14 protein-coding genes are annotated in these 19,203 nt (G+C 61.8%); 10 read left to right on the top strand and 4 right to left on the bottom strand.

Features of this window, described 5'->3' with window-relative positions; genetic code table 11:
• Positions 1–110: 110 nt before the first annotated feature.
• The 6 genes from OKA04_RS05580 to OKA04_RS05555 all read left to right on the top strand — a co-directional run bounded on the left by OKA04_RS05580 (position 111) and on the right by OKA04_RS05555 (position 9,182).
• A complete protein-coding gene (locus OKA04_RS05580; RefSeq protein WP_264500149.1) occupies positions 111–2,624 on the top strand; it encodes an outer membrane protein assembly factor BamB family protein in 2,514 nt (837 codons plus the stop codon).
• Positions 2,625–2,957: 333 nt separating this feature from the next.
• Positions 2,958–3,878: a hypothetical protein gene (locus tag OKA04_RS05575; protein ID WP_264500148.1), complete on the top strand. Its 921-nt coding sequence runs from the start codon at positions 2,958–2,960 to the stop codon at positions 3,876–3,878.
• Between the two features lie 79 nt (positions 3,879–3,957).
• Positions 3,958–4,491 carry a type VI secretion system tube protein TssD gene (gene tssD, locus OKA04_RS05570; protein WP_264500147.1) on the top strand — a complete coding sequence of 178 codons (534 nt, stop codon included), beginning with the start codon at positions 3,958–3,960 and terminating at the stop codon, positions 4,489–4,491.
• A 120-nt stretch (positions 4,492–4,611) separates the two neighbouring features.
• Entirely contained in the window at positions 4,612–5,502 is an 891-nt protein-coding gene (locus tag OKA04_RS05565) for a PEP-CTERM sorting domain-containing protein (protein WP_264500146.1), read from the top strand.
• Between the two features lie 99 nt (positions 5,503–5,601).
• Positions 5,602–8,274: a tail fiber domain-containing protein gene (locus tag OKA04_RS05560; RefSeq protein WP_264500145.1), complete on the top strand. Its 2,673-nt coding sequence runs from the start codon at positions 5,602–5,604 to the stop codon at positions 8,272–8,274.
• Positions 8,275–8,297: 23 nt separating this feature from the next.
• Positions 8,298–9,182, top strand: coding sequence for a hypothetical protein (locus tag OKA04_RS05555; RefSeq protein WP_264500144.1), 885 nt, complete (start codon positions 8,298–8,300; stop codon positions 9,180–9,182).
• A gap of 10 nt (positions 9,183–9,192) precedes the next feature.
• Here the strand turns inward: OKA04_RS05555 and OKA04_RS05550 are convergent, their stop codons facing one another.
• Positions 9,193–10,740: a right-handed parallel beta-helix repeat-containing protein gene (locus tag OKA04_RS05550; protein ID WP_264500143.1), complete on the bottom strand. Its 1,548-nt coding sequence runs from the start codon at positions 10,738–10,740 to the stop codon at positions 9,193–9,195.
• Between the two features lie 141 nt (positions 10,741–10,881).
• On the opposite strand from OKA04_RS05550, the gene OKA04_RS05545 reads away from it, so the two are divergent.
• Positions 10,882–12,405, top strand: coding sequence for a L,D-transpeptidase family protein (locus tag OKA04_RS05545; RefSeq protein ID WP_264500142.1), 1,524 nt, complete (start codon positions 10,882–10,884; stop codon positions 12,403–12,405).
• Positions 12,406–12,493: 88 nt separating this feature from the next.
• On the opposite strand, the gene OKA04_RS05540 is transcribed toward OKA04_RS05545, so the two are convergent.
• Positions 12,494–13,510 (bottom strand): alpha/beta fold hydrolase, encoded by a 1,017-nt coding sequence (locus tag OKA04_RS05540; RefSeq protein ID WP_264500141.1) that lies wholly within the window; start codon positions 13,508–13,510, stop codon positions 12,494–12,496.
• 111 nt (positions 13,511–13,621) lie between these two features.
• On the opposite strand from OKA04_RS05540, the gene OKA04_RS05535 reads away from it, so the two are divergent.
• The 3 genes from OKA04_RS05535 to OKA04_RS05525 all read left to right on the top strand — a co-directional run bounded on the left by OKA04_RS05535 (position 13,622) and on the right by OKA04_RS05525 (position 16,234).
• Entirely contained in the window at positions 13,622–14,803 is a 1,182-nt protein-coding gene (locus tag OKA04_RS05535; protein ID WP_264500140.1) for an FAD-dependent oxidoreductase, read from the top strand.
• Positions 14,804–14,883: 80 nt separating this feature from the next.
• Positions 14,884–15,708, top strand: a complete 825-nt coding sequence (locus OKA04_RS05530) for a glycerophosphodiester phosphodiesterase (RefSeq protein ID WP_264500139.1) — start codon at positions 14,884–14,886, stop codon at positions 15,706–15,708.
• 91 nt (positions 15,709–15,799) lie between these two features.
• Positions 15,800–16,234 (top strand): Dabb family protein, encoded by a 435-nt coding sequence (locus OKA04_RS05525; protein WP_264500138.1) that lies wholly within the window; start codon positions 15,800–15,802, stop codon positions 16,232–16,234.
• A gap of 53 nt (positions 16,235–16,287) precedes the next feature.
• Here OKA04_RS05525 and OKA04_RS05520 read toward each other — a convergent pair whose 3' ends face one another.
• A complete protein-coding gene (locus tag OKA04_RS05520; protein ID WP_264500137.1) occupies positions 16,288–17,484 on the bottom strand; it encodes an MFS transporter in 1,197 nt (398 codons plus the stop codon).
• 132 nt (positions 17,485–17,616) lie between these two features.
• The gene (locus tag OKA04_RS05515) at positions 17,617–19,083 is read right to left on the bottom strand and encodes a hypothetical protein (RefSeq protein WP_264500136.1); all 1,467 of its coding nucleotides are present in this window, start codon (positions 19,081–19,083) and stop codon (positions 17,617–17,619) included.
• Between the last annotated feature and the right edge of the window lie 120 nt (positions 19,084–19,203).

The raw sequence follows: 19,203 nt of genomic DNA, 5'->3' as shown, positions 1-19,203 counted from the left end.
AATAGCATAGCTAAAAACACTAATCGGACCAGACAAAAAGTTAACAAATTTTTCTCAATGCGTCTAGATCAGGCTTGGCAACATTATAAAACCACTTAGACGTCTTTTAAATGCCCTCCGTTTTAGTGTTAGCCACAGAATGGGAATCCAGCCATGGAGGAATTTCAAGCTTCAACAGAACGCTATGCCGCTATATTGCGGGCGCTGGCTGGATTGTTTATTGCTTCCTTCCTAGGAAGGCGTCTGATCGCGAAAACAAATCGGCTTCCGAAGCAGATGTAAATCTTCTTCACCCTGGAGACTCATTCGTGGATTCCCCACTGGACGATAAATCCCTCCTTTCTCTCCCTCCAACAATTTCGTCGGATGTAAAAATTGATTGGATTTTTGGACATGGCCACGTAACAGGACCAGCAGCCCTGATCCAAAAATTTAGCAATTTCAAGAATTCCAGACTCGCGCATTTCGTACATGTCGCTCCAGGAGCAACCGAATGGTTTAAATCTACTTCGGAAGGAACTCGCGCAGCCGCCAAGGCCGAAATCAGGGAGAGACTTGAGGTCACATTAGCATCGCGGGCAGATCTAGTCGTAGCGGTTGGGCCATTGCTAAAACGTGAAATATCCAATCTTCTCCATGAAAAAGAAGACAGAATATATCAACTAGATCCCGGATTAAATATAACAAGCACCGCAATTCGCCGCCCCCCACCTGGAGAACAGTGCCTGTTGATTGGCAGAGCCGAAGACGCCATCTTAAAAGGCCTTGATATCGCAGCTCGCGCATTTGCCGAGGCTGTGAAAGAGCGGACACCCAGGCCTGTATTAGTCGTCAGAGGAGCTTTACCACATGCCTCCGATCAGCTAAGGAACGAACTAATTAAATGGGCTGGCATTCCTGGATTAGACATAAGAGTAAGAGAATACTCTCCAGACGATAAGCGCGTAAATGATGACCTACAGAGAGCAGTACTCGCTCTTATGCCATCACGCGCCGAGGGATTTGGGTTAGTTGCGCTAGAAGCCCTCGGAGCAGGCGTTCCGTTTCTAGCCTCTAAAACCAGTGGCTTCGCTGAATTAGTTAGAAATCGATTTGGCGATAAATTCGATCGTTTCTTGGTCCCGGTTGTTGATGACGAAATATCCGATAAGCTCACTTGGGCATCAGCTATAAAATGGATTCTCGACAACCCTATATTGGCATTGGATTCGGTTTCTTTTTTCAAAAAAGAATATAGCAGATCCATAAAATGGGAGGACAGCATTCAAGGCCTACTGGAAAGAATGAATTTCGATCATAAGACAATCGATACTCCTTCGAAGCTTGATCAGATCTCTTCCGACCTCACACAACCTAAATATCAATCACCGACTCAATCGATAAAGCATTCTTCACTTAAAGATTTTCTCGCTCAACAAGAGGCTAGAAGAAACCAAGCTGTTCATCAATCTCAGTGCCTTCTCGTGTGGGAAGCGGATGTCGGGATAGGGTCTTGGAAAAACAAGCCAATAGTAAGCGGCGAAAAATTAGTCATCCCATCATCAGGAAGATTTCACAATTTGGAGGATCCGTTCGACGGGGTATTTTGCTTGTCGAAAGCCACTGGAGAAACGATTTGGAGATCCCCGACAGAAGGTGATGCTAACGCCGTTTCCATATCCGATTCTAAAGTTATCGTAGGCACAGACCGAGGAAGAATTCACTGCTTCGACCTAGAGACCGGAATCGAAGAATGGACTAATACATTTCGATCCGCAATAATCACGAAGCCACTTTTCTTTTCCGATCGAGTTTTGGTATGCACCATGGATGGAGAACTCGCCATTATAGCGATTAGTAGTGGGCATCACATTAAATCTGAAATAATCCATGCCCCCGTAGCATCTAATCCACTTAAAATTGATGGGAAAATATTGATATTTACTACTTTTGGGTTGTGCTACGAATTCTCAGAAATTGCTCTTTTTAGTGATTCCAAAAGCCGCCACAAGGAGTTACATCGCTTCTACTTTGAAGATGAATACTCCGAACTCGGATTATCCGAGTGTGAGTTCTGGGGGGATCCAGTTATCTTAGGTGATACAATTATTGCGCCCTATGTAAGACAAACCACTTACAGTGGGCTACCCGTCATCGGAATAGACAAAAATAATATTTTGGAAAAGTGGAACAGCCCAAAGCTTCCATCTGAGATGGAGCGCCAATATGGAAACATCAGGGCCACCCCATGCATAGCTAATCAGTGCGCATATTTACCAATTAGTTACGGCAATGAGGTCGCATGTATTAATGAGAGTGGAGATGTGAAATGGATTGCCGAAAGTGGAACCCCGTTTTTCCCCCAATACGGCAGCCCTGACTACACCAAAGGCCTTATCCTAGTACCTCGTTTCGATGGCTATGTACACGCGATCGACGCCGAAACAGGGGTTTATTTGTGGAAAATTCTTCCTGGGGAAGAACAAAGCGAGACTCTCTCTATTAAAGAACAGTATGTCCATCACTCTGCGAAATGGGAAAACCAAGATGCCGCCCCATTGAATTCCCACCTGACCACCGATGAAGATATGTTTTACATTCATAGCAGCAATGGTAAAATTTACGCCTACAGAATTAATTTGTAGCACATCGGGAGCTCTACCACGCCCGTTTATTCAGGAATAATGCAATATTCACCAGATCAACACACTTGAATAACCTGATCCATGATTTAACCTCAAAATATAATGAAATCGATCGTGATCTTCTGATCGTAGTAAATGTTACTCGACAAAGACAAACTTCAACTCTCCCGCAGTGTCTTCAAGGCGACTACGGAGAAAGTCCAAGTTCAGCCTCGAGTTTAATAGCTGGATGTTGTAAGACCTCCCATGCGCGCTAGTGCATCCTGCCCGATGTTTTGAACGGTCTTGATCGGGGGGCGGCGGGGTGGTAGAGGCGGGGGTCTTCCTCCTTCCATGAAGCTCCCCTTCCGGTCTTCTCTCGTGCGATTCCCGGGCCTTGCCGGGGGGGCCGCTTGTCTGTTGCTGGGCATCGCGACGCCGTTGGCGGGCGCGGAGAGATTCGTGGTATCGGGCTATGCCCGGCAGGCGAGCGGGGGCGTGGTGGTGGGCCTGAATCCGGTGTCGGCGCCGGTGCTGGCGCTGACGGCGGGGCCGAGCGACCGGTATTTCGTCCCGCCGGGGAAGGTGCGTTGGGCGGTGGAGCTAACGGGGGCCTTTGACGCCACGACAGGCGTGCCGATGGCCCGGGCGCTGCGCACGGCACCGGCGGACTACGCTTGGCCGGCGGGCGAGGAGATGTCCCCGGCGCGCTACGCGGGCCTGAGCAATTCGATGAATCCATTCGAAAACCCGGTAGATCCGCTGGGCGTGACGCCGGGCGGGCCGCCGGACTACGACATGGACGGCATCCCGGACGAGGAGGACGATTTCCCCGGAGACCCGACGGAGCACTCCGACCACGATGGCGATGGCATCGGCGACAATGCGGACCCGGACGATGACAACGACGGCATGCCCGACGCCTGGGAGATCGCGCACGGGCTGAACCCGCTGCTGACCGACTCGAACGAGGACAGCGATGGCGACGGATTCACGAACTTCCAGGAATACGAGGCGGACACGGACCCCCGCGACCCGCGCTCGCGCTTCACCGTGGAGATCGCGCAGGTGGACCCGGAGACCGTCCGCCTCGGCTGGCTGGCCATGCCGGGCCGCACCTACACCATCTGGAGATTCACCTCGCTGTCCATCGCCCCGCAGATCGTCTCCCGCGACATCACGGTCAGCGCCCGCGCGCGGCTGGTGCGGGATTTCCCGATGACGGGGGACAAGAGCTTCTACTACATCAAGGCCGAGATCACCCCGGCCCCGTGATTGCACCGATCTGATCGCCGATCCCAATCCTGATACCGACTCGAGAAGAACCAACCTGATACCCCACCCCAGACCCACCATGAAACACCTCTTCACCCTGCTGGCCGGCGTCTGCCTGCTGGCCCTCTCCAGCGTCCGCGCCGCGGAGTCCATCCACATGACCATCGACCGTGGCGGCACGAAGATCGAGGGAGAGCTGGAAGGCGGGGCCATCGAGGTGCTGGGCTACCAACACGAGATCACCACCCCGCGTGACCCCGCCTCGGGTCTGCCAACGGGCCGCCGGATGCATCGCCCGATGTCGATCGTGAAGGCCATCGACAAGGCCACGCCGATGATCCACCAGCTTTTCGCCCGGAATTCGAAGTGCGACGAGATCATCCTGAAATTCTGGCGGAATGATCCGAAGACCGGGAAGAAGACACAGTACTACACGATCTCCATGAAGGACTGCTTCATCATCGAGGTCCGCGACTGGAAGCCGAATGCCCGCGATCTCTCCGCCGACCGCGCGGGGGATCTCCAGGAGGTGATGTTCACCTACAAGGAGATCACGTGGACCTACGGCGAGGGTGGCCCGACCTTCACAGACAGCACGGCCCCCAGCGCCTGAGCGGCGCGTACGAGATCGTTTATCGCAGGATAAGTATTAACTACAGGTGATCTCTGGCTAACATTCCGGACTCGTGTAATAGATGGAAGCGCTGACTTCCCCTTACCCGAGTCCCGACCCATGAAATCATCAGCCTCCCCGGCGCTCCGTGCTGTACTCGTCTCGCTGACCCTCCTTCCCGCCGCCACCCAAGCCGCGACCGTGGTCTGGAGCGGCGCTGACGGCCAGTATCTCACTCCTGAAAATTGGGTGGGCGGCGTCTTGCCAAATACCGCGGCTGGCGACACCGCGCTCATCACGTCCGGCGATGTGATCTACACGGCGGGCAGCGACCTCACGGTCAGCAATGGAGGCCAGCTCGTCATCGCCGGCGGGAGCTGGACACAGGTCGGCGCGAACTCATGGCTCCAGCTTGCGGGCGGATCGCTGATCGTCGCGGGCGGCACCTTCAACCAAGGGACCTCGGGCAACATCGCCCGCCACAGCGGCACGACCATCACGGTCACTTCGGGCGTGGCGAATTTCACCGGCGACCTGACCACCGATCCCGCTGCGGGTAATTTCAATTTCACCGGCGGCACGATCAATCTCGGCGGTGAATTCAAGCCGATCGAGACCTTCACGATGACCGGGGGCGAGCTGAATGCCGCGCTGGTCTCGTTTTCCGACGGAGATGGCACATTGTTCTTCGAAGGAGGCCGGATCTCCGTCAACGGGGCCGGTCCCTACGGCGGTTTCTACGGCGGCGGCGGAGCGAAGGCGCTGGACTTCAGCTCCGGCTCCTCCGGCCAGCTCTACTTCCGGAACTACTCTATCGCTGATCTCACGAGCGACGGTTTCATGACGAACGGCACCATCCAGTATGAGGGTGCCATCGCGCCGACAGCCTTCAATGTCGTGGAGACCGGCGGAGGCGTTCTTGTCACGGTCATTCCCGAGCCATCGACTGCGATGAGCCTGCTGGGAGGTCTGGGCACCCTCCTGATGGTCCGCCGCCGGAGGTCGGCCTGAGGATTTCTCCGGGGGGAGTAAGTAAAGGTGTGGCGACGACGGGAGGATATCTCGATCTCCGGTGGTGACGTATGCGTCTGGTACGTTAGACACATGAGCATGAGAACCGGCGTCGCCACACTGCTCGCTCTCCTTTTCCTCCCCCACGCCGCGCTCCGCGCCCAGGTGCCGAACCTGGTACCGCAGCAAGGCCGGGTGGCGGTAAACGGGGAGAACTTCACGGGAACGGGGCATTTCAAATTCGCCCTGGTGAATGGTGGTGGGAACATCACCTACTGGAGCAATGACGGCAGCAGCGCCGGCGGGGCCGAGCCGCTGTCCGGCATCACCCTGCCGGTGACAAAGGGCCTCTACTCCGTGATGCTGGGCGATACCACGGTGCCCGGCATGACTGCCCTACCGCTGACCGTGTATGCCAATGCCGACCTGCGGCTACGCATCTGGTTCAACGACGGCACGCAGGGCTACCAGAAGCTCGCGCCCGACCAGCGCCTCGCCCCGAATGGCTACCTGCCGGACGGCAGCATCAGCGCGGCGAAGCTGGCGAGGGGGGCGGAGTCACCGGCGATTCATGTGACGAGCAGCTTCGGCAGCTACCCGATGTCTGGGAACCAGCATTACGTCGCGACTGGCAACACGAGTTTCCAACTGCCATCCGGAGGTCAACTGGGAGACGTCATTCGTATCGACCGCACAGGCGGTGGCGGAATTACGATCTCCGACCCGGGCGGTGGAGTGTGGGGTTTCTCCTCCTTCAGCCCACCGTCGCACGGCATCTACGACCTCTACGGCACCGGGAATGGCATGATCTATTGGGCATTTGCCCGGAATACCGGATCGTCGAGTCCTTCACTGACCTTGCATCGCACGGAGAATCGCGGAGCTTTGTGGAATCAAGTGGGATTCAGTGGCCAGCACATTGTGGCCTTCGCATGCTCCGCTGATGGCAATACGGCCATCTCCACGACCACGCCGGCCCGTTTGCTGAATGTCACTCGCAATGGAGGATCGTCATGGGTCCAGAGAGGCCCGGCGGAGCAGAGGGACTGGAGACATTTCGCGTGTTCGTCCGATGGCACCCGCCTGTATGCTGCAGAAGATACCGGCCAACTGCACGTGTCGGCCGACGGTGGCGTGACGTGGGCTGCCATCGGGGCCAGCAGACCGTGGAAGAAACTGAGCTGCTCGGCGGACGGGATGAAACTCGTGGCCGGCCTGCCCGGCTCACCCCATGCCTCCATCACCGTATCGACCGACGGTGGCGTGACGTGGGCGACCCACCCGACCGGCACCTCGGCCGTCCATGATGTGGCATGCTCGGCGGACGGGACCACCGTGATCGCCGCCGTGGATGGCTATGCCCTCGTCTCGCGGGATGGCGGCGTGACCTGGGCGCCAACCACTATCTGGCCGGGCAAGGTGGCCATCTCGGCAAATGGCTCCACGATGATCGGTTTGCGCTCGGACTCTCCTCTCATGATCTCCCGCGACCGGGGACAGACGTGGCTCTACTCCGGCCCCCAGCGGCAATGGACCTCAGCCACCTGCTCTGCGGACGGCAGTGCATTCGCCGCTCACTCTATCAGCGGCACCCAGTTCTGGACTTCATCGGGGGGAGCCTTTCACTCCACGACCCAGCCGGGGACGGTCGAGCTCGTCTATGGCTCGGACGGATGGACCACGACCCGTGGACTCGGAACATGGACACAGAGTGGTAACAATCTGTCCATCGCCACCGGCAATGTCGGCATCGGAACTTCCGCCCCGGCTTACCCCCTCTCCTTCGGAAACACCACCGGCACCAAGATCGCGCTGTGGGACCAGCCGAATAGCACGGCGGACTACGGCATCGGGATGGGGTCGTCCCAGATGTATTTCCATGTGGGCGCTCCCGGCGCTCGCTTCTCCTTCCTCGACGCTCCGGGCGGCAACGAGGTGCTCAAGATCGGGACCGGAACCACTGCCGGAGTGGCCATCAATGCCGGTGGGAACTTCGACAATCCGCAGCTCACGCTGAACCAGACGACCGCGGGAGATTGGTCGCGCATCCGGATGAAGTCGGATGGCCCGGCGTGGGACATCGCGCTGAGTGCGGGAGCGGCCCCCGTGATGAATATCTACAATGGGAACGCGAACGTCCTCTCGCTGGAGCATCAGGGGAACGCGACGCTCACGCGGAACCTGAATTTCCTCACGAATACCGGGCTGCGCCAGATGGTAAATCTCTGGAACAACGAGCATGCGATCGGCGTGCAGGCCTGGACCACCTACTTCCGCACCATCGGCGGGACCGCCGCGGGCGGCTTCGCGTGGTATCGCGGCGGCATCCACAATGACAGCCAGTACAACGCCGGCGGCGGCGAGGAGCTGATGCGACTGAACAGCGGCGGCCTCACCGTGCGCGGCACCTTCGTCAGCAGCAGCGACCGCCACATGAAGGAGAACATCCGCGAGGTGAATGCCCGCGACGTGCTCGACAAGGTGGTCTCCATGCCGGTGAGCCGGTGGAACTATCTCGACGACCCGGACAGCGATCACATCGGACCGATGGCTCAGGATTTCCACGCGGCCTTCCGCGCGGGTGCGGATGACAAGCACATCGCCACCGTGGATGCGGACGGCGTGGCGCTCGCCGCGATCAAGGGGCTGAATGAAAAGCTGGAGGAAAGGGACCGGGAGATCGAGTCGCTGCGCGAGCGGAACAAGGCGATGGAAGCGCGCCTCGAAGCACTGGAAAAAGCCGTGCTGAAGTCCGGCACCGGCGAGCCGTAAACAAGCATCCCTCTTCCCGCGTCATGAAACTCACCATCACGCTGCTGCTTCCACTCTCGGCGGGCGTCGTCCTCGCCAGTGGAAATCCCGGCTACTCGCAGGCACCCTCCTCACAGGTGGCGGGCGGTCGCAGCAGCAGCGGGAACTATACGATCGACACCGCGATCACGAGCGGCGCCGAAGCGGAAGCCGAGAGCTCGGTGACGCGCACCGGCTACGCGGCGATGCTCACGGAGCCGGTCGCGATTTCGGTCGGCCCTACTCCGGCATTCGTAAACGAAACGGAGACGATCACCTTCACCAGCCGCCTGATGATGGATGATGAGAGCTGGACGCCGCTGCCGGCGGAGGACCTTCTGTGGCACGTCTTCAGCGGACCGCTGCAGCCATCAGTCCATGGTAGCTTCATCGCGGACATCATCTATCAGGATGCCGCGGCCCAGGTGGTGGCGAGTTACAAGAGCTTCAATGCCACGGTGCCCGTGACGGTGCGGAACAGCGACATCGACAACTTCCCGGGATACGCCGGAGACGGGCTCGACGACGCGTGGCAGGAGCTCCACTTCGGGCTCTACAATTTCGATGCCGCGCCCTTCCGGGATCCGGATGGCGACGGCTACGACAATCTCTTCGAATACCACGCGGGGCTCATCCCGGTGGATCCGCTGTCCACCTTCCACATCCGCATTCGCCCTCATCCGTCGCAGGCAGGGCAATACCAGATCCATTTCAGCCCCATCCTCACGGGCCGCACCTATACCGTGCAGCGGAATGCCGCGCTGACACCGGGGGCATGGCAAGCGCTTGTCAATCCGCCGACCACCACCACGGGAAGCGAGCGAACGGTGACGGACACCAGCCCGCATGCCGCACGTGGATTCTACCGCGTGGACGTGAAGAAAGACTGAGTCGTCGCCATCAGCGGGACGCCCCGGTGACATGCGGGGCCGTGCGAAGCCGGTAGCCGAGATCGAGCATGGAGGCGTGGCTGGCAGTCGCCGCGCCACGCAGCGGTGAGGTTGCCGTCGGCGTGACGTCATGGCTCGCGCCATTCCACGTGACATTCGTGAAATCTCCGAGCCCCGTGCCCGGGATGGAGCTGACGCCGGAAGGCCTCGTGCCAAAGGTGACCAAGCCCGAGAACACGGTCGCCCCGGCGGACCCGGCGAGGAAGATGGCATCCGCGGTCTGCGAGTAGCACGCGTTGTTTGCGAAGAGATTGTCGGTGCCCGCGGACCAAGAGCCGAGGCGCACGGCACGCCACTCGGCGATGAAGGTATTGTTCACCACCGTCATCTTCGTGGGATTCTGTCCGCTGAGGGGGATACTGGCGAAGGCACCGACCTCTCCGCCGAAGACGACGTTGTTCCGCACGATGCATTCCTTCTGCACGTGCAGCCCGTAGTCATCGCCGGGCAGGCAGACATTGTGCTCCACCACGTTCACCGGATTCCCCGCCGTGCCGAAGACGGTGATGCCGGGAAGCTCGCAATCTTCCACCACGTTTCCCGCGATCAGATTTCCCCACGAGCCATCGCGGACGAAGATGCCATAGCCGAGGCTCGAGCCATTCGCGCGGGCGATGCGGTTCATCGCTATCACGGACTGCTTCGCCACGGTGGAAACACCGCCGAGATAGATCCCGGCTCCACCGGCATCCGGCGCACCGATATCGTGGATCTGGTTGCGGGTGAAGTAGGCCTTCTCGATCGGGCGACTGTTCGCCTGGATGCCGTCATTCCCGGTGTGGTGGATCTTGCAGCGGTCCACGCGGACATTGCTACAGGTACCAAACCGCAGGCCGGAAGAACCGCCGGTGATCTCCAGGCCCTCCAGCGAGAGGTAGGAAGCGTTAGCCGCGGTGCCGATGTTCAGGACATTCTGGTTCGCATCCGGCCGGGTGATGACGACGCTACCACCGCTGCCCGCGACGATGCGGATGGGATTCTGCGCGGTGCCATTGAGAACCAGATCGGTCAGGCTGGAGATCGAGTAAGTGCCCGGTGCGATCACCAGTTGGTCGCCCGGGATGAGAGCAAGCATCGCGGTGCGCAGCGTGGCTCCATTTACCAATGCGGTCTGCGTGGAATTGTAGCTCAGGAAGATGGTCCGCAGCGGCTTCGCATCCGCCCACGGGGGATCGATGTAGAGATCCTCGCTCACCCGGTAGAAGCCCCGCGGTCCCGCGGCGGGGGCGCTGAGGGACATCGTGGTGGATGATGCGAGCAGTGGCTGGAGAGTTTCCACCGCCGGTGGCAGCGCGCTCCATGTCTGGAGGGAATCCGATGTCTGCACGCGGTAGATCCGCCCGGGAGTGGACGACCATATAAGCGGGATGTTTCCCCCTGACGGTGCTCCCGCCACCAATCGCGGCTCGGCATGGGCGAGGACCGGCAGCCCGAGGGCAACGACGCCTTTCCAGAGGCGGATCGTCAGGCGGCGGGGAGGAAAGCCGGGGGAGTTCATGCGTCGCAAGCTAACCATCAAGGTGCGCATGTCATCGCAAATCCCGAATCTGTTAGATCCACCGCTGGAGCGGCGTCGCAGCGATTCGTCGTTGCCGGGCGGGCGGCGGAGGGTAGGTTGCGATTTATGTGCTGCCCGATCGTGCATCCGCTCCTGCGCATCGCCCCGCTCTTCCTCGCCTGTGGCGGCGCTTTCGCCCAGGTGACGGGGAATCCGATGGAACCCTCGTCAAAGCCCGCGCCGGTGAAAATAGAGCCCGGTCTGGAGGAGGCCGTGAAGTGGAAATGGAGCGCCGTGCCCTCCGCCACCAGCGCATGGGGCATGCCGCTGCCGGAGGAACTGGCACCAAAGGCGGGCGACGATCCCGCGAAGCCCGCACCGGCGGTGGCCGAGCGACCGACGAGCTACGAGATCCAGAAGGGCGACACGCTTACCCGGATCGCGGGGAAATTCTTCATGTCCGTGGACCAGCTCAAGCAATTCAACGAGCTGAAGAACGACCGCATCGTCATCGGCCAATCGCTGCGCATCCCCACCCCTGCGGAACTGCTGGCCATGGCCCCGCCGCCACCGCCGCCGGATGCGAAGAAGGATGGCGACAAGGGCAAGGATGGCGAGGTGAAGCCGGAGCACTCCTTTGACTCCGAGCCGATGACCTACGAGCAGCTCGTGATGGAGACGGTGCTCATCCAGGTCTTCCTCGACCGCGAGATGTTCTCGCCCGGAGCCATCGATGGAAAGAGCGGCCCGACTTTCAAGAAAGTGAGCCAGATCTATCAGGCCACCCACCCGGACGCCTCCGAGCCCGCACGGCTGAAGGCAAAGGCGATCGAGGTGGTGAAGCAGCCCTACACGAACTACGTGTTGCGCGCGGAGGACTTCAAATTCATCACGCCGCGCAAGCCCGGCGAAGTGGCAGCGGCACCGGGCGCTAAGAAAGCTCCGGCGAAGCGAGGCGCCCCCAGCCCGGTGAAAGGCACGCCGCAGATCCCTCCGCTCACCTATGACGAGATGGTCGCCGCGGATTTCCTCGCCTATGCGAGCGCGTGGGAATTCGTCGCCGAGCGCTTCCACTGCGACGAGGGCTTCCTGCGCGAGCTGAATTCCAAGCTGAAGGAGATGCCCGAGGTCGGAACCATCTTCCAGGTGCCGAATGTGATCCCCTTCGAGATCGAGAGCGCCTTCGCCGAGCCGCTGCAACCGGTGGCCGATCCGGAGAAGCCGGTCACGGCGGCGGTGGTGAATCTCTCGCGGCTGGAAATTTCCCGCGGCGACGAACTCCTCGCCGTGCTGCCCGTCGCCTCCGCCCGCCCGGGCCTAACAGGTCGCGGGACGTGGACGATGCTGGAAGCGATCCCCAAGCCTCGCCTGGCCACCACGCGCGAGCCGCGAGAGGCACCCGCCGCAACGCCCGCAGAGGGAGAAGCACTGCCCGCCGCGCAGCATCTGCCCGCGGGTCCGAACAATCCCGTGGGCATCGCCTGGATCAATCTCGCGAAGTCAAAAACCACCGATCCCCTGCCCTACGGCCTGCACGGCACAGGCATCCCCGCGCGGATGAAGTCGCAGGAAGGCATCGGCGGATTCCGCATGACGAACTGGGACATCGCCCGCGCCGTGAAGCTGCTGCCCATCGGCACCCCGCTTCAGTGGAAGACGGAGTAAACCCTGGGAGCCATCCCTGGGAGCGCCGGTCATTAGACCGGCCCGAGGGATGATTCGCGCCGGTCTAATGACCGGCGCTCCCAGGCCTTCACAAGAAGTCCACCAGCGCCCTCAGGTAGTCGTCATACGCCTCGGCCTGCGGCGCGTGACCGACTCCCGGCAGCGCCACCAGCTTCGCGCCCGGGATCGCGACGGCCGCGGCTTTCCCGAGATCCTGATACTGGCCCATGGTCGCCGCGATGTCCTTTGACACAAGATTCTTCCCGATGGCCGTGCGGTCACGCTCGCCGATGATGAGCAGCGTGGGCACCTTGAGATCCGGGAATTCGTAGAGCACCGGCTGGGTCATCACCATGTCCGAGGTGATGGCGGTGACGCGGGCCATCCGCTCCTTGTCCGGCCCCTTCATCCATCCGACCTGGATCTCTAACAGAGGATCGTATTCCTCCTTCCATTGCCCATCGAAATACACCGTCTGCATGTAGTCCTTCACCGCGGAGGGTGCCTTCTTCAGCTCGGCGGCGGTGGCAGCATCGATGCTCTGGTAAGGCACCTTGCGCTTCCAATCCTCGAGGCCGATGGGATTCACCAGCACCAGCTTCTCCGCGGAGGCGGGATACATGAGGGCGAAGCGCGTGCCGACCATGCCTCCCATGGAGTGGGCGACCACCGATGCCTTCCCGATCTCCAGGTGATCCAGCAGCGCCTTCGTGTGCGCGGCCATCATCTGGAAGGAGTATTGGATGTCGGTGGGCTTCGAGGATTTGCCAAATCCGATCTGGTCCGGCAGCACCACGCGGTAGCCCCGTCCGGCGAGGTCCCTTGCGGTGCGCTCCCAGTAGGCTCCGGAGAAATTCTTCCCGTGGAGCAGCAGTATCGTGCGGCCGTTCGCGTCCCCGACGGGCTTCACGTCCATGTAGGCGAGCTTCAGGTCGTGGCCTTGTTCCTTGATCGCCAGCTCACGGACCTCGAAGGGATAGCGATAATCTGTTAGACCGGCATCCAGCGCTGGAAACTTGTCCATTGCGGAGGCCTGATCCTGCGCGGAGGCCGACAGGGCCAGCGCCGCTGTCGCGAAAATCGGGATGAAGCGGGAAATGCGCATGACGGCGCAACTTCCCCGGCGATAGCCTCGGTGCAACCGCGAATCCGGCGCAGGTGACACATCTTTCCGGAAACACCCGGCGGCACCTGCCACGTAACAAGAAGGACACCCATGGATCGCCGACACGCCCTAGCACTCGCCGCCCTCGCCATGACCGGCGGCTGCCGGCCCAAGCCCAAGCCTTCGGCCGAGGCCCCCTCCGCCCCGGAGCCCGCGCCTGCCCCGCCAGAGCCATCCGCTCCACGCGAGCCGCTGGAGGGCGCATCGCTGATGCCCGTGCATGCGGACCCCGCGCGCGTGATCCGCACCATCGGCGGGCTGCGTCCCTATCGCCCGGAGGGCTATGTGGTGCGGCGCGAGGAGGCGGGGCAAAAGGTGCTGATCCACAATTACGGCCACGGCGGCGGCGGCATGACACTCTCATGGGGCAGCTCCATGCAGGCGGTACGGCTCGCCGGGACCGTCTCCGGCCTGCACTGCGCGGTGGTCGGTGGCGGCGTGATGGGTCTGAGCACCGCGCGCCTGCTCCAGCTCCGCGGCGCACGCGTGACCATCTACACGAAGGCACTGCCACCGGACACCACGTCGAATGTCGCCGGGGCACAGTGGTGGCCCTTCTCGGTTTTCGACGGCGGGCGCAGGACCGAGGACTTCGGCCGGCAATTCGTCGAGGCGGCGCGGCTTTCCTTTGAGGCCTTCCAGCCGCTCGTCGGCCCGCGCTGGGGCGTGCGCTGGCTGCCGAACTACTACCTGAGCCAGAATCCCCACGCGAACGGCTGGCTCAGCGGACCGGGCAGCGCGCTGCATGACTTCCAGATTTCCTTCCGCGACTTCGGCCCGGGCGAACACGTCTTCCCCATGCCCCACGTGCGCCGCTTTCACACGATGATGATCGAGCCATCGATCTACCTCGCAACGCTGCTGTCCGACGTGCAGGTCGCCGGGGGAACGATCGACATCCGCGACATCTCCAGCCGCGAGGCCATGCTCGCGCTGCCGCACGACATGATCTTCAACTGCACCGGGCTCGGTGCCGCGCCCCTCACGGGTGACACCTCGCTGGTGCCGGTGAAGGGCCAGCTCTCCATCCTGATGCCCCAGCCCGGCGTGGACTACAATCTGATCCACGGGGACTACTACATGTTCCCCCGCACCGATGGCATCGTGCTCGGCGGCACCTACCTGCGCGGCCAGGCGGACCCCACGCCCGACCCTGATGCCGCGCGCCGGATCGTGGCCGCGCACCAGTCATTCTTCGACCGTTTCCGCGCCAGCCAGAAGGAGGCCGGATGATCGCCAAAAGACAAAATGGTGGCGAAATCGTTGCCGCTCGGAGCCGGGCGCGCGCGATGCCATCCTCCACGCTGACCCCGATGAAGCGCTTGTTTTCGCCCACCCTCCTCGCCGCCACCGTGCTGGCCCCGCTCCTCTGCCCGCCGCTCGGCGCGCAGCCGAAGAAGCCCTTCCACTTCGCCCACCGCGGCGGGGCCTTCGAGTTCGAGGAAAACACGCTCTTCGCCTTCCGCAGCAGCTACGACAAGGGCCTACGCGGCTTCGAGACGGACATCCGCATGACGAAGGACGGCCAGCTCGTGGTGCTGCACGATGACTCGCTGGACCGCACCCACAATGGCACCGGACCGGTCGAGGCACTCGATGCCGAGGCGGCCAAGGTCATCACCACGAAGAAGCAGGCCGAGCCTCTGCTCTTCCTCGACACCCTGCTCGACTACCTCGCCGACAAGCCGGGTCTCTACGTCGAATTCGAGATGAAGACGAGCAACAAGGAGCTCTACCCGGACGAGCGGATCGAGGCTTATGCAAAGCAGATCTACAAGCAGGTGATGGAGCGTCGCCCCGAGGGCTCCACCTGGGTCTTCACCTCCTTCGACGCGCGTCCGCTGAAGGCGATCAAGAAGATCGATGCGAATGCCGAGATCATGTTCATCAAGGGAGGCCCGCTCGATGACGAGCTCATGAAGGCCGCCACGGAGATCGGCGCGCGCCGCATCGCCTGCAAGATGGAAGGCACCACGCGCCTCGTCGTGAAGGATGCGCAGAAGAAGGGCTTCATCGTCACGGGATGGCCGGGCCGCGATCTCAACGACTACTTCCTCGGCCTGGGTCTCGGCGTGGACGCCATCTGCACCGATGTCCCGGTGAAAGTGCAGGAATTCATCGAGTCGCGCGCGAAGTGATGTGAGCGGGGGCGGCCTGCGTAGATCTCCCGGCGGTAATTTCCCTCACGAGGTTGCGCCCGGGAGAAGTCCGCCTAGGGTCGCCACCATCATGAACCACAAATCACGCAGGCAATTCATCGCCGGCAGCGCGCTGCTGGGAATCTCCGCCGCCACGGCCACCGCCGCCGAGACCGCACCGGCTGCCGCAGGCGGGGAGAAGAAGAATGATGCCCTGCCAAAGCTGCTCCACCACGTCTTCTTCTGGCTGAAGAATCCGGAGTCGGAGGAAGACCGCGCCAAGCTGATCGCGGGCATCAAGAAGCTCGGCGCGATCAAGACGGTCCGCGCCATCCACGTGGGCGTGCCCGCTTCCACGGAGAAGCGCGATGTCGTGGAGTCGAGCTACCACGTTTCCGAGCTGCTGTGCTTTGACGACGTGGAAGGCCAGAACGCCTATCAGGTCGATCCGCTCCACGTGAAGTTCGTCGAGGAATGCTCCGGCCTGTGGAGCAAGGTCGTCGTTTACGACGTGCTGGCCGCTTGAAGATGCCAGCCATCTGTTAGACCAACGGTCCGCGGGCTGACGATGCCCGCGGGCTACTCCGCCACTTTCACCAGGCGGAAGACGAAGAGGCTGACGATGCTGAAGGCGACGGCGATGAAGCCGAGGCGGTCGAAGTGGAGCATCGCCCCGCCGGGCGCGCGCGTCACCACCATCCCGGCGACGGCCGCGGTGACGCCGGAGGCGAGATCGCGCGAGCAGGAGACCAGGCTCATGTAGGCACCCCGGCGCGCGGGCGGCACGGCCAGCGAGATGGTCGCCTGCGCGGGGATGAAGCGCCCGCTTGCGAATACGAAGAACAGCGCGGCATTCAGCAGGATGTGCCACAGCGGCAGCGGGCCGGAGGTGGCCATGTGCAGGATGACGGCGCTCGCGATGACGATCATGATCGTGAAGACGCGGAAGCGGCCATGCCGGTCGGCCAGCTTCCCGACATAGGGGCCGGTGAAGATCGTGACCGCGCCACCGACGAGATAGACGAGGAAGAGATTCTCCTCTGCCAGCCCCACATTTCCCACGAGGTAAGGCGAGAGGTAAGGAATGATCATGAAGTGCCCCATGATGCAGACCATCATGAGCAGGATGCCCGTCCAGGCATTGCGGTCCCTCAGCAGGGACAGGAAGTCCTTCCGCGGATCCGCGCCCACGAGGTCGAGGTGACCGCGCACCGGCGGCAGCACGCGCGCCAGCAGCACCCACACCCCGGCGGCGATGGCGGCGATGACCAGGAAGGGAGCCTCCCACTTCCACCACTGCGCGAGCTTCAGCCCCAGCGGCACTCCCAGCGCGGCAGCCGCGGAGAAGGCCGTCATGATGATGCCCATGCCGCGCGCCCGGCGTTCAGGCGGGACGACATCCGCCACGATGGTCAGGATGGTCGCACTGCTCACGCCACCGAATGCCCCGCACACCGCCCGGGCCACGATCAGCATCTCCGGCGTGGTCGCGAGACCGCAGGCCAGAGTCCCGAGGGCAAAGCCCGCATAGCAAATCAGCAGCAGCCTCCGCCGGTCAAAGCGGTCGGCGAAAGGTGCCATCGCCAGCCCCACCACCCCGGCCGTCAGCGCGAAGGCGGAGATGATGTGGCCGAATTGCGTGGCGGTGAGGTCCAGCTCCCGCATGAGCTGGGGGCCCAGCGGCATCATCACCATGAAGTCCATGATGTGGGTGAACTGGACGGCGGCCAGCAGGAGCAGCAGGTTGCGTTCGGAAACGCGGGGCGCGGAATCCATAGAAATTCAAGCGCCCGTTTGAACGCGCGGCTTCCATCGCACCACAGCCGACCCCGCGCAAGCCCGGGGGTGGGATTATTCTGTAACGCCCCGCTGAGACCGGAACTCCCGCCCCCGACCCGATTCGGAACCTCAGTTGAATTGCAGGTTCATATTCAGGTCCTTGCGGAGGGCCTCCTCAATCCGGCTGCCCACCGCTTCGGCGGACTCGCCATTGAGCAACGCGGGCAATCCACCCAGCTTCAGCGCCTTGAGGTCGGGTGGGGAGCCCTCCGGGGCCTTCGGTGGCTTCAGGTGGGAAGGATACCTGAATTTGCCGTCGGGGAGCTTCGTCACCCCGGGCAGGGCGAGGAAGCCGACCATCGCCTTCTCGTAGTCCTCCACGTCCTGGAAGTATTGCTCGTAGCGGTCCATGTTCCGGCGGTTTTCCTCCAGGAACTTGCGGAGCTTTTCCACGCCCTTTTCCCCCTCGATCTCGATGAAGTAGTAGATGATCAGGTGGGCGGTCCGGTAGAGCTGAGGCAGATCGTGCGGCGTCGGCGGAGTGAACTGCGTGCCGAAGGGTGTCCGCACCGACTGCCGACTGCCGGAGGTCCACTCCTCGTCGGTCATCTGGAGCATGTCCGCCACGCGGCGGAGCCCGGGCAGGGCTCCGGTCTTCAGGAAGGTCTCGCGCTGGGCCTTCCCCCATTTCGGCAGCTCCTTGTCGGGCCGGGTGATTCTCTTGAGATGGGTGGTGACGAAGGAATCGCGCACGCCCTCGCGGATCTTTTCCCGGTCCGTCCTGAAGGTCCCGGCCTGGATCGGGATGGTGGCGATGTACTCCGCGTAGCCCTCGTTCACCCAGAGCGGCAGATTCGCCAGCATGTCATGGGTGAGCATGTGGGTCAGCTCGTGGACGATGGTCGAGATGTCGTACTCATCGCTGACCTTGCGATGGCCTGCCGGTCCGGGGCGGATGCCCATGAGTTCCAGCGGCGCGAGGAAGATTTTCTTCTTCGGCATGTAAACGCCTGCCGAGTGCGAGGGCGCGCCGGCGCTGCGGTAGTCGGCCAGCGTGCCGAAGAGCTGCGCCTCGAAGCGGTCCTTCTCCGGCTTCGCGAGGACGCCGAAGGGGGACTTCGAGTGAAGCTGGAGCGTGAGCTCGAAGGTCCGGGCGAGGTCCTTCATGAGGGTGGTCCCGAGTTCCACGTCGCAGTGGAAGCGGAAGTTCTTCGTGGTATAGACGAATTCGCGCGCGCCACCCGCCTCCTCCGCCACGGTCAGGCCCGGCATCGCCTGGCTCGCATCCACCGGCCATCCGCGCCACCGCGCGTGGTAGTCGAGGCGGTTCGCCCTCACGAAGTCATTGTCCGCCGTGGACAGGCTGGCCAAGGGGATGAAGGAAATCTTCCCGCCCTGCATTCCCAGGACCACCTCGTTCCCGCGGATGCCGAGGTATTCGGCGGTGATCGTCTTCCCCGCCGTATTCGTCCACACGCGTGTCCCCGTGGATGCCTCCTGCGCGGAGGATGTGGATGCCAGCGCGAGCAACACCGCCGCCGCGGAAGAGAAGATCGACCTCCGACACCACGGAGATACGGCATCGCATGAGCGCATGCTCCCGGCATTGCCCGCGGTTGCAGGGATTCGGGAGAAAGAGGCGGCCGGATGTGGGGGCTTCAGGCTGGGATCGTGACTCATGTGACAGTTGAGTGGCCAACTAGGCCCAACGAGCCC

Source organism: Luteolibacter flavescens (assembly GCF_025950085.1).
Taxonomy (GTDB): domain Bacteria; phylum Verrucomicrobiota; class Verrucomicrobiia; order Verrucomicrobiales; family Akkermansiaceae; genus Haloferula; species Haloferula flavescens.
Note: the sequence above shows the minus strand (reverse complement) of the source record. Positions and strands in the feature narration are given on the sequence as shown.

Bases quoted from the DNA above. Each gene is read 5' to 3' on its own strand.
- OKA04_RS05520 (WP_264500137.1), bottom strand. From the start codon at position 17,484: ATGGATTCCGCGCCCCGCGTTTCCGAACGCAACCTGCTGCTCCTGCTG.
- OKA04_RS05555 (WP_264500144.1), top strand. From the start codon at position 8,298: ATGAAACTCACCATCACGCTGCTGCTTCCACTCTCGGCGGGCGTCGTC.
- OKA04_RS05575 (WP_264500148.1), top strand. From the start codon at position 2,958: ATGAAGCTCCCCTTCCGGTCTTCTCTCGTGCGATTCCCGGGCCTTGCC.
- OKA04_RS05530 (WP_264500139.1), top strand. From the start codon at position 14,884: ATGAAGCGCTTGTTTTCGCCCACCCTCCTCGCCGCCACCGTGCTGGCC.
- OKA04_RS05580 (WP_264500149.1), top strand. From the start codon at position 111: ATGCCCTCCGTTTTAGTGTTAGCCACAGAATGGGAATCCAGCCATGGA.
- OKA04_RS05565 (WP_264500146.1), top strand. From the start codon at position 4,612: ATGAAATCATCAGCCTCCCCGGCGCTCCGTGCTGTACTCGTCTCGCTG.
- OKA04_RS05525 (WP_264500138.1), top strand. From the start codon at position 15,800: ATGAACCACAAATCACGCAGGCAATTCATCGCCGGCAGCGCGCTGCTG.
- OKA04_RS05550 (WP_264500143.1), bottom strand. From the start codon at position 10,740: ATGAACTCCCCCGGCTTTCCTCCCCGCCGCCTGACGATCCGCCTCTGG.
- OKA04_RS05560 (WP_264500145.1), top strand. From the start codon at position 5,602: ATGAGAACCGGCGTCGCCACACTGCTCGCTCTCCTTTTCCTCCCCCAC.
- OKA04_RS05535 (WP_264500140.1), top strand. From the start codon at position 13,622: ATGGATCGCCGACACGCCCTAGCACTCGCCGCCCTCGCCATGACCGGC.
- OKA04_RS05540 (WP_264500141.1), bottom strand. From the start codon at position 13,510: ATGCGCATTTCCCGCTTCATCCCGATTTTCGCGACAGCGGCGCTGGCC.
- tssD (WP_264500147.1), top strand. From the start codon at position 3,958: ATGAAACACCTCTTCACCCTGCTGGCCGGCGTCTGCCTGCTGGCCCTC.
- OKA04_RS05515 (WP_264500136.1), bottom strand. From the start codon at position 19,083: ATGCGCTCATGCGATGCCGTATCTCCGTGGTGTCGGAGGTCGATCTTC.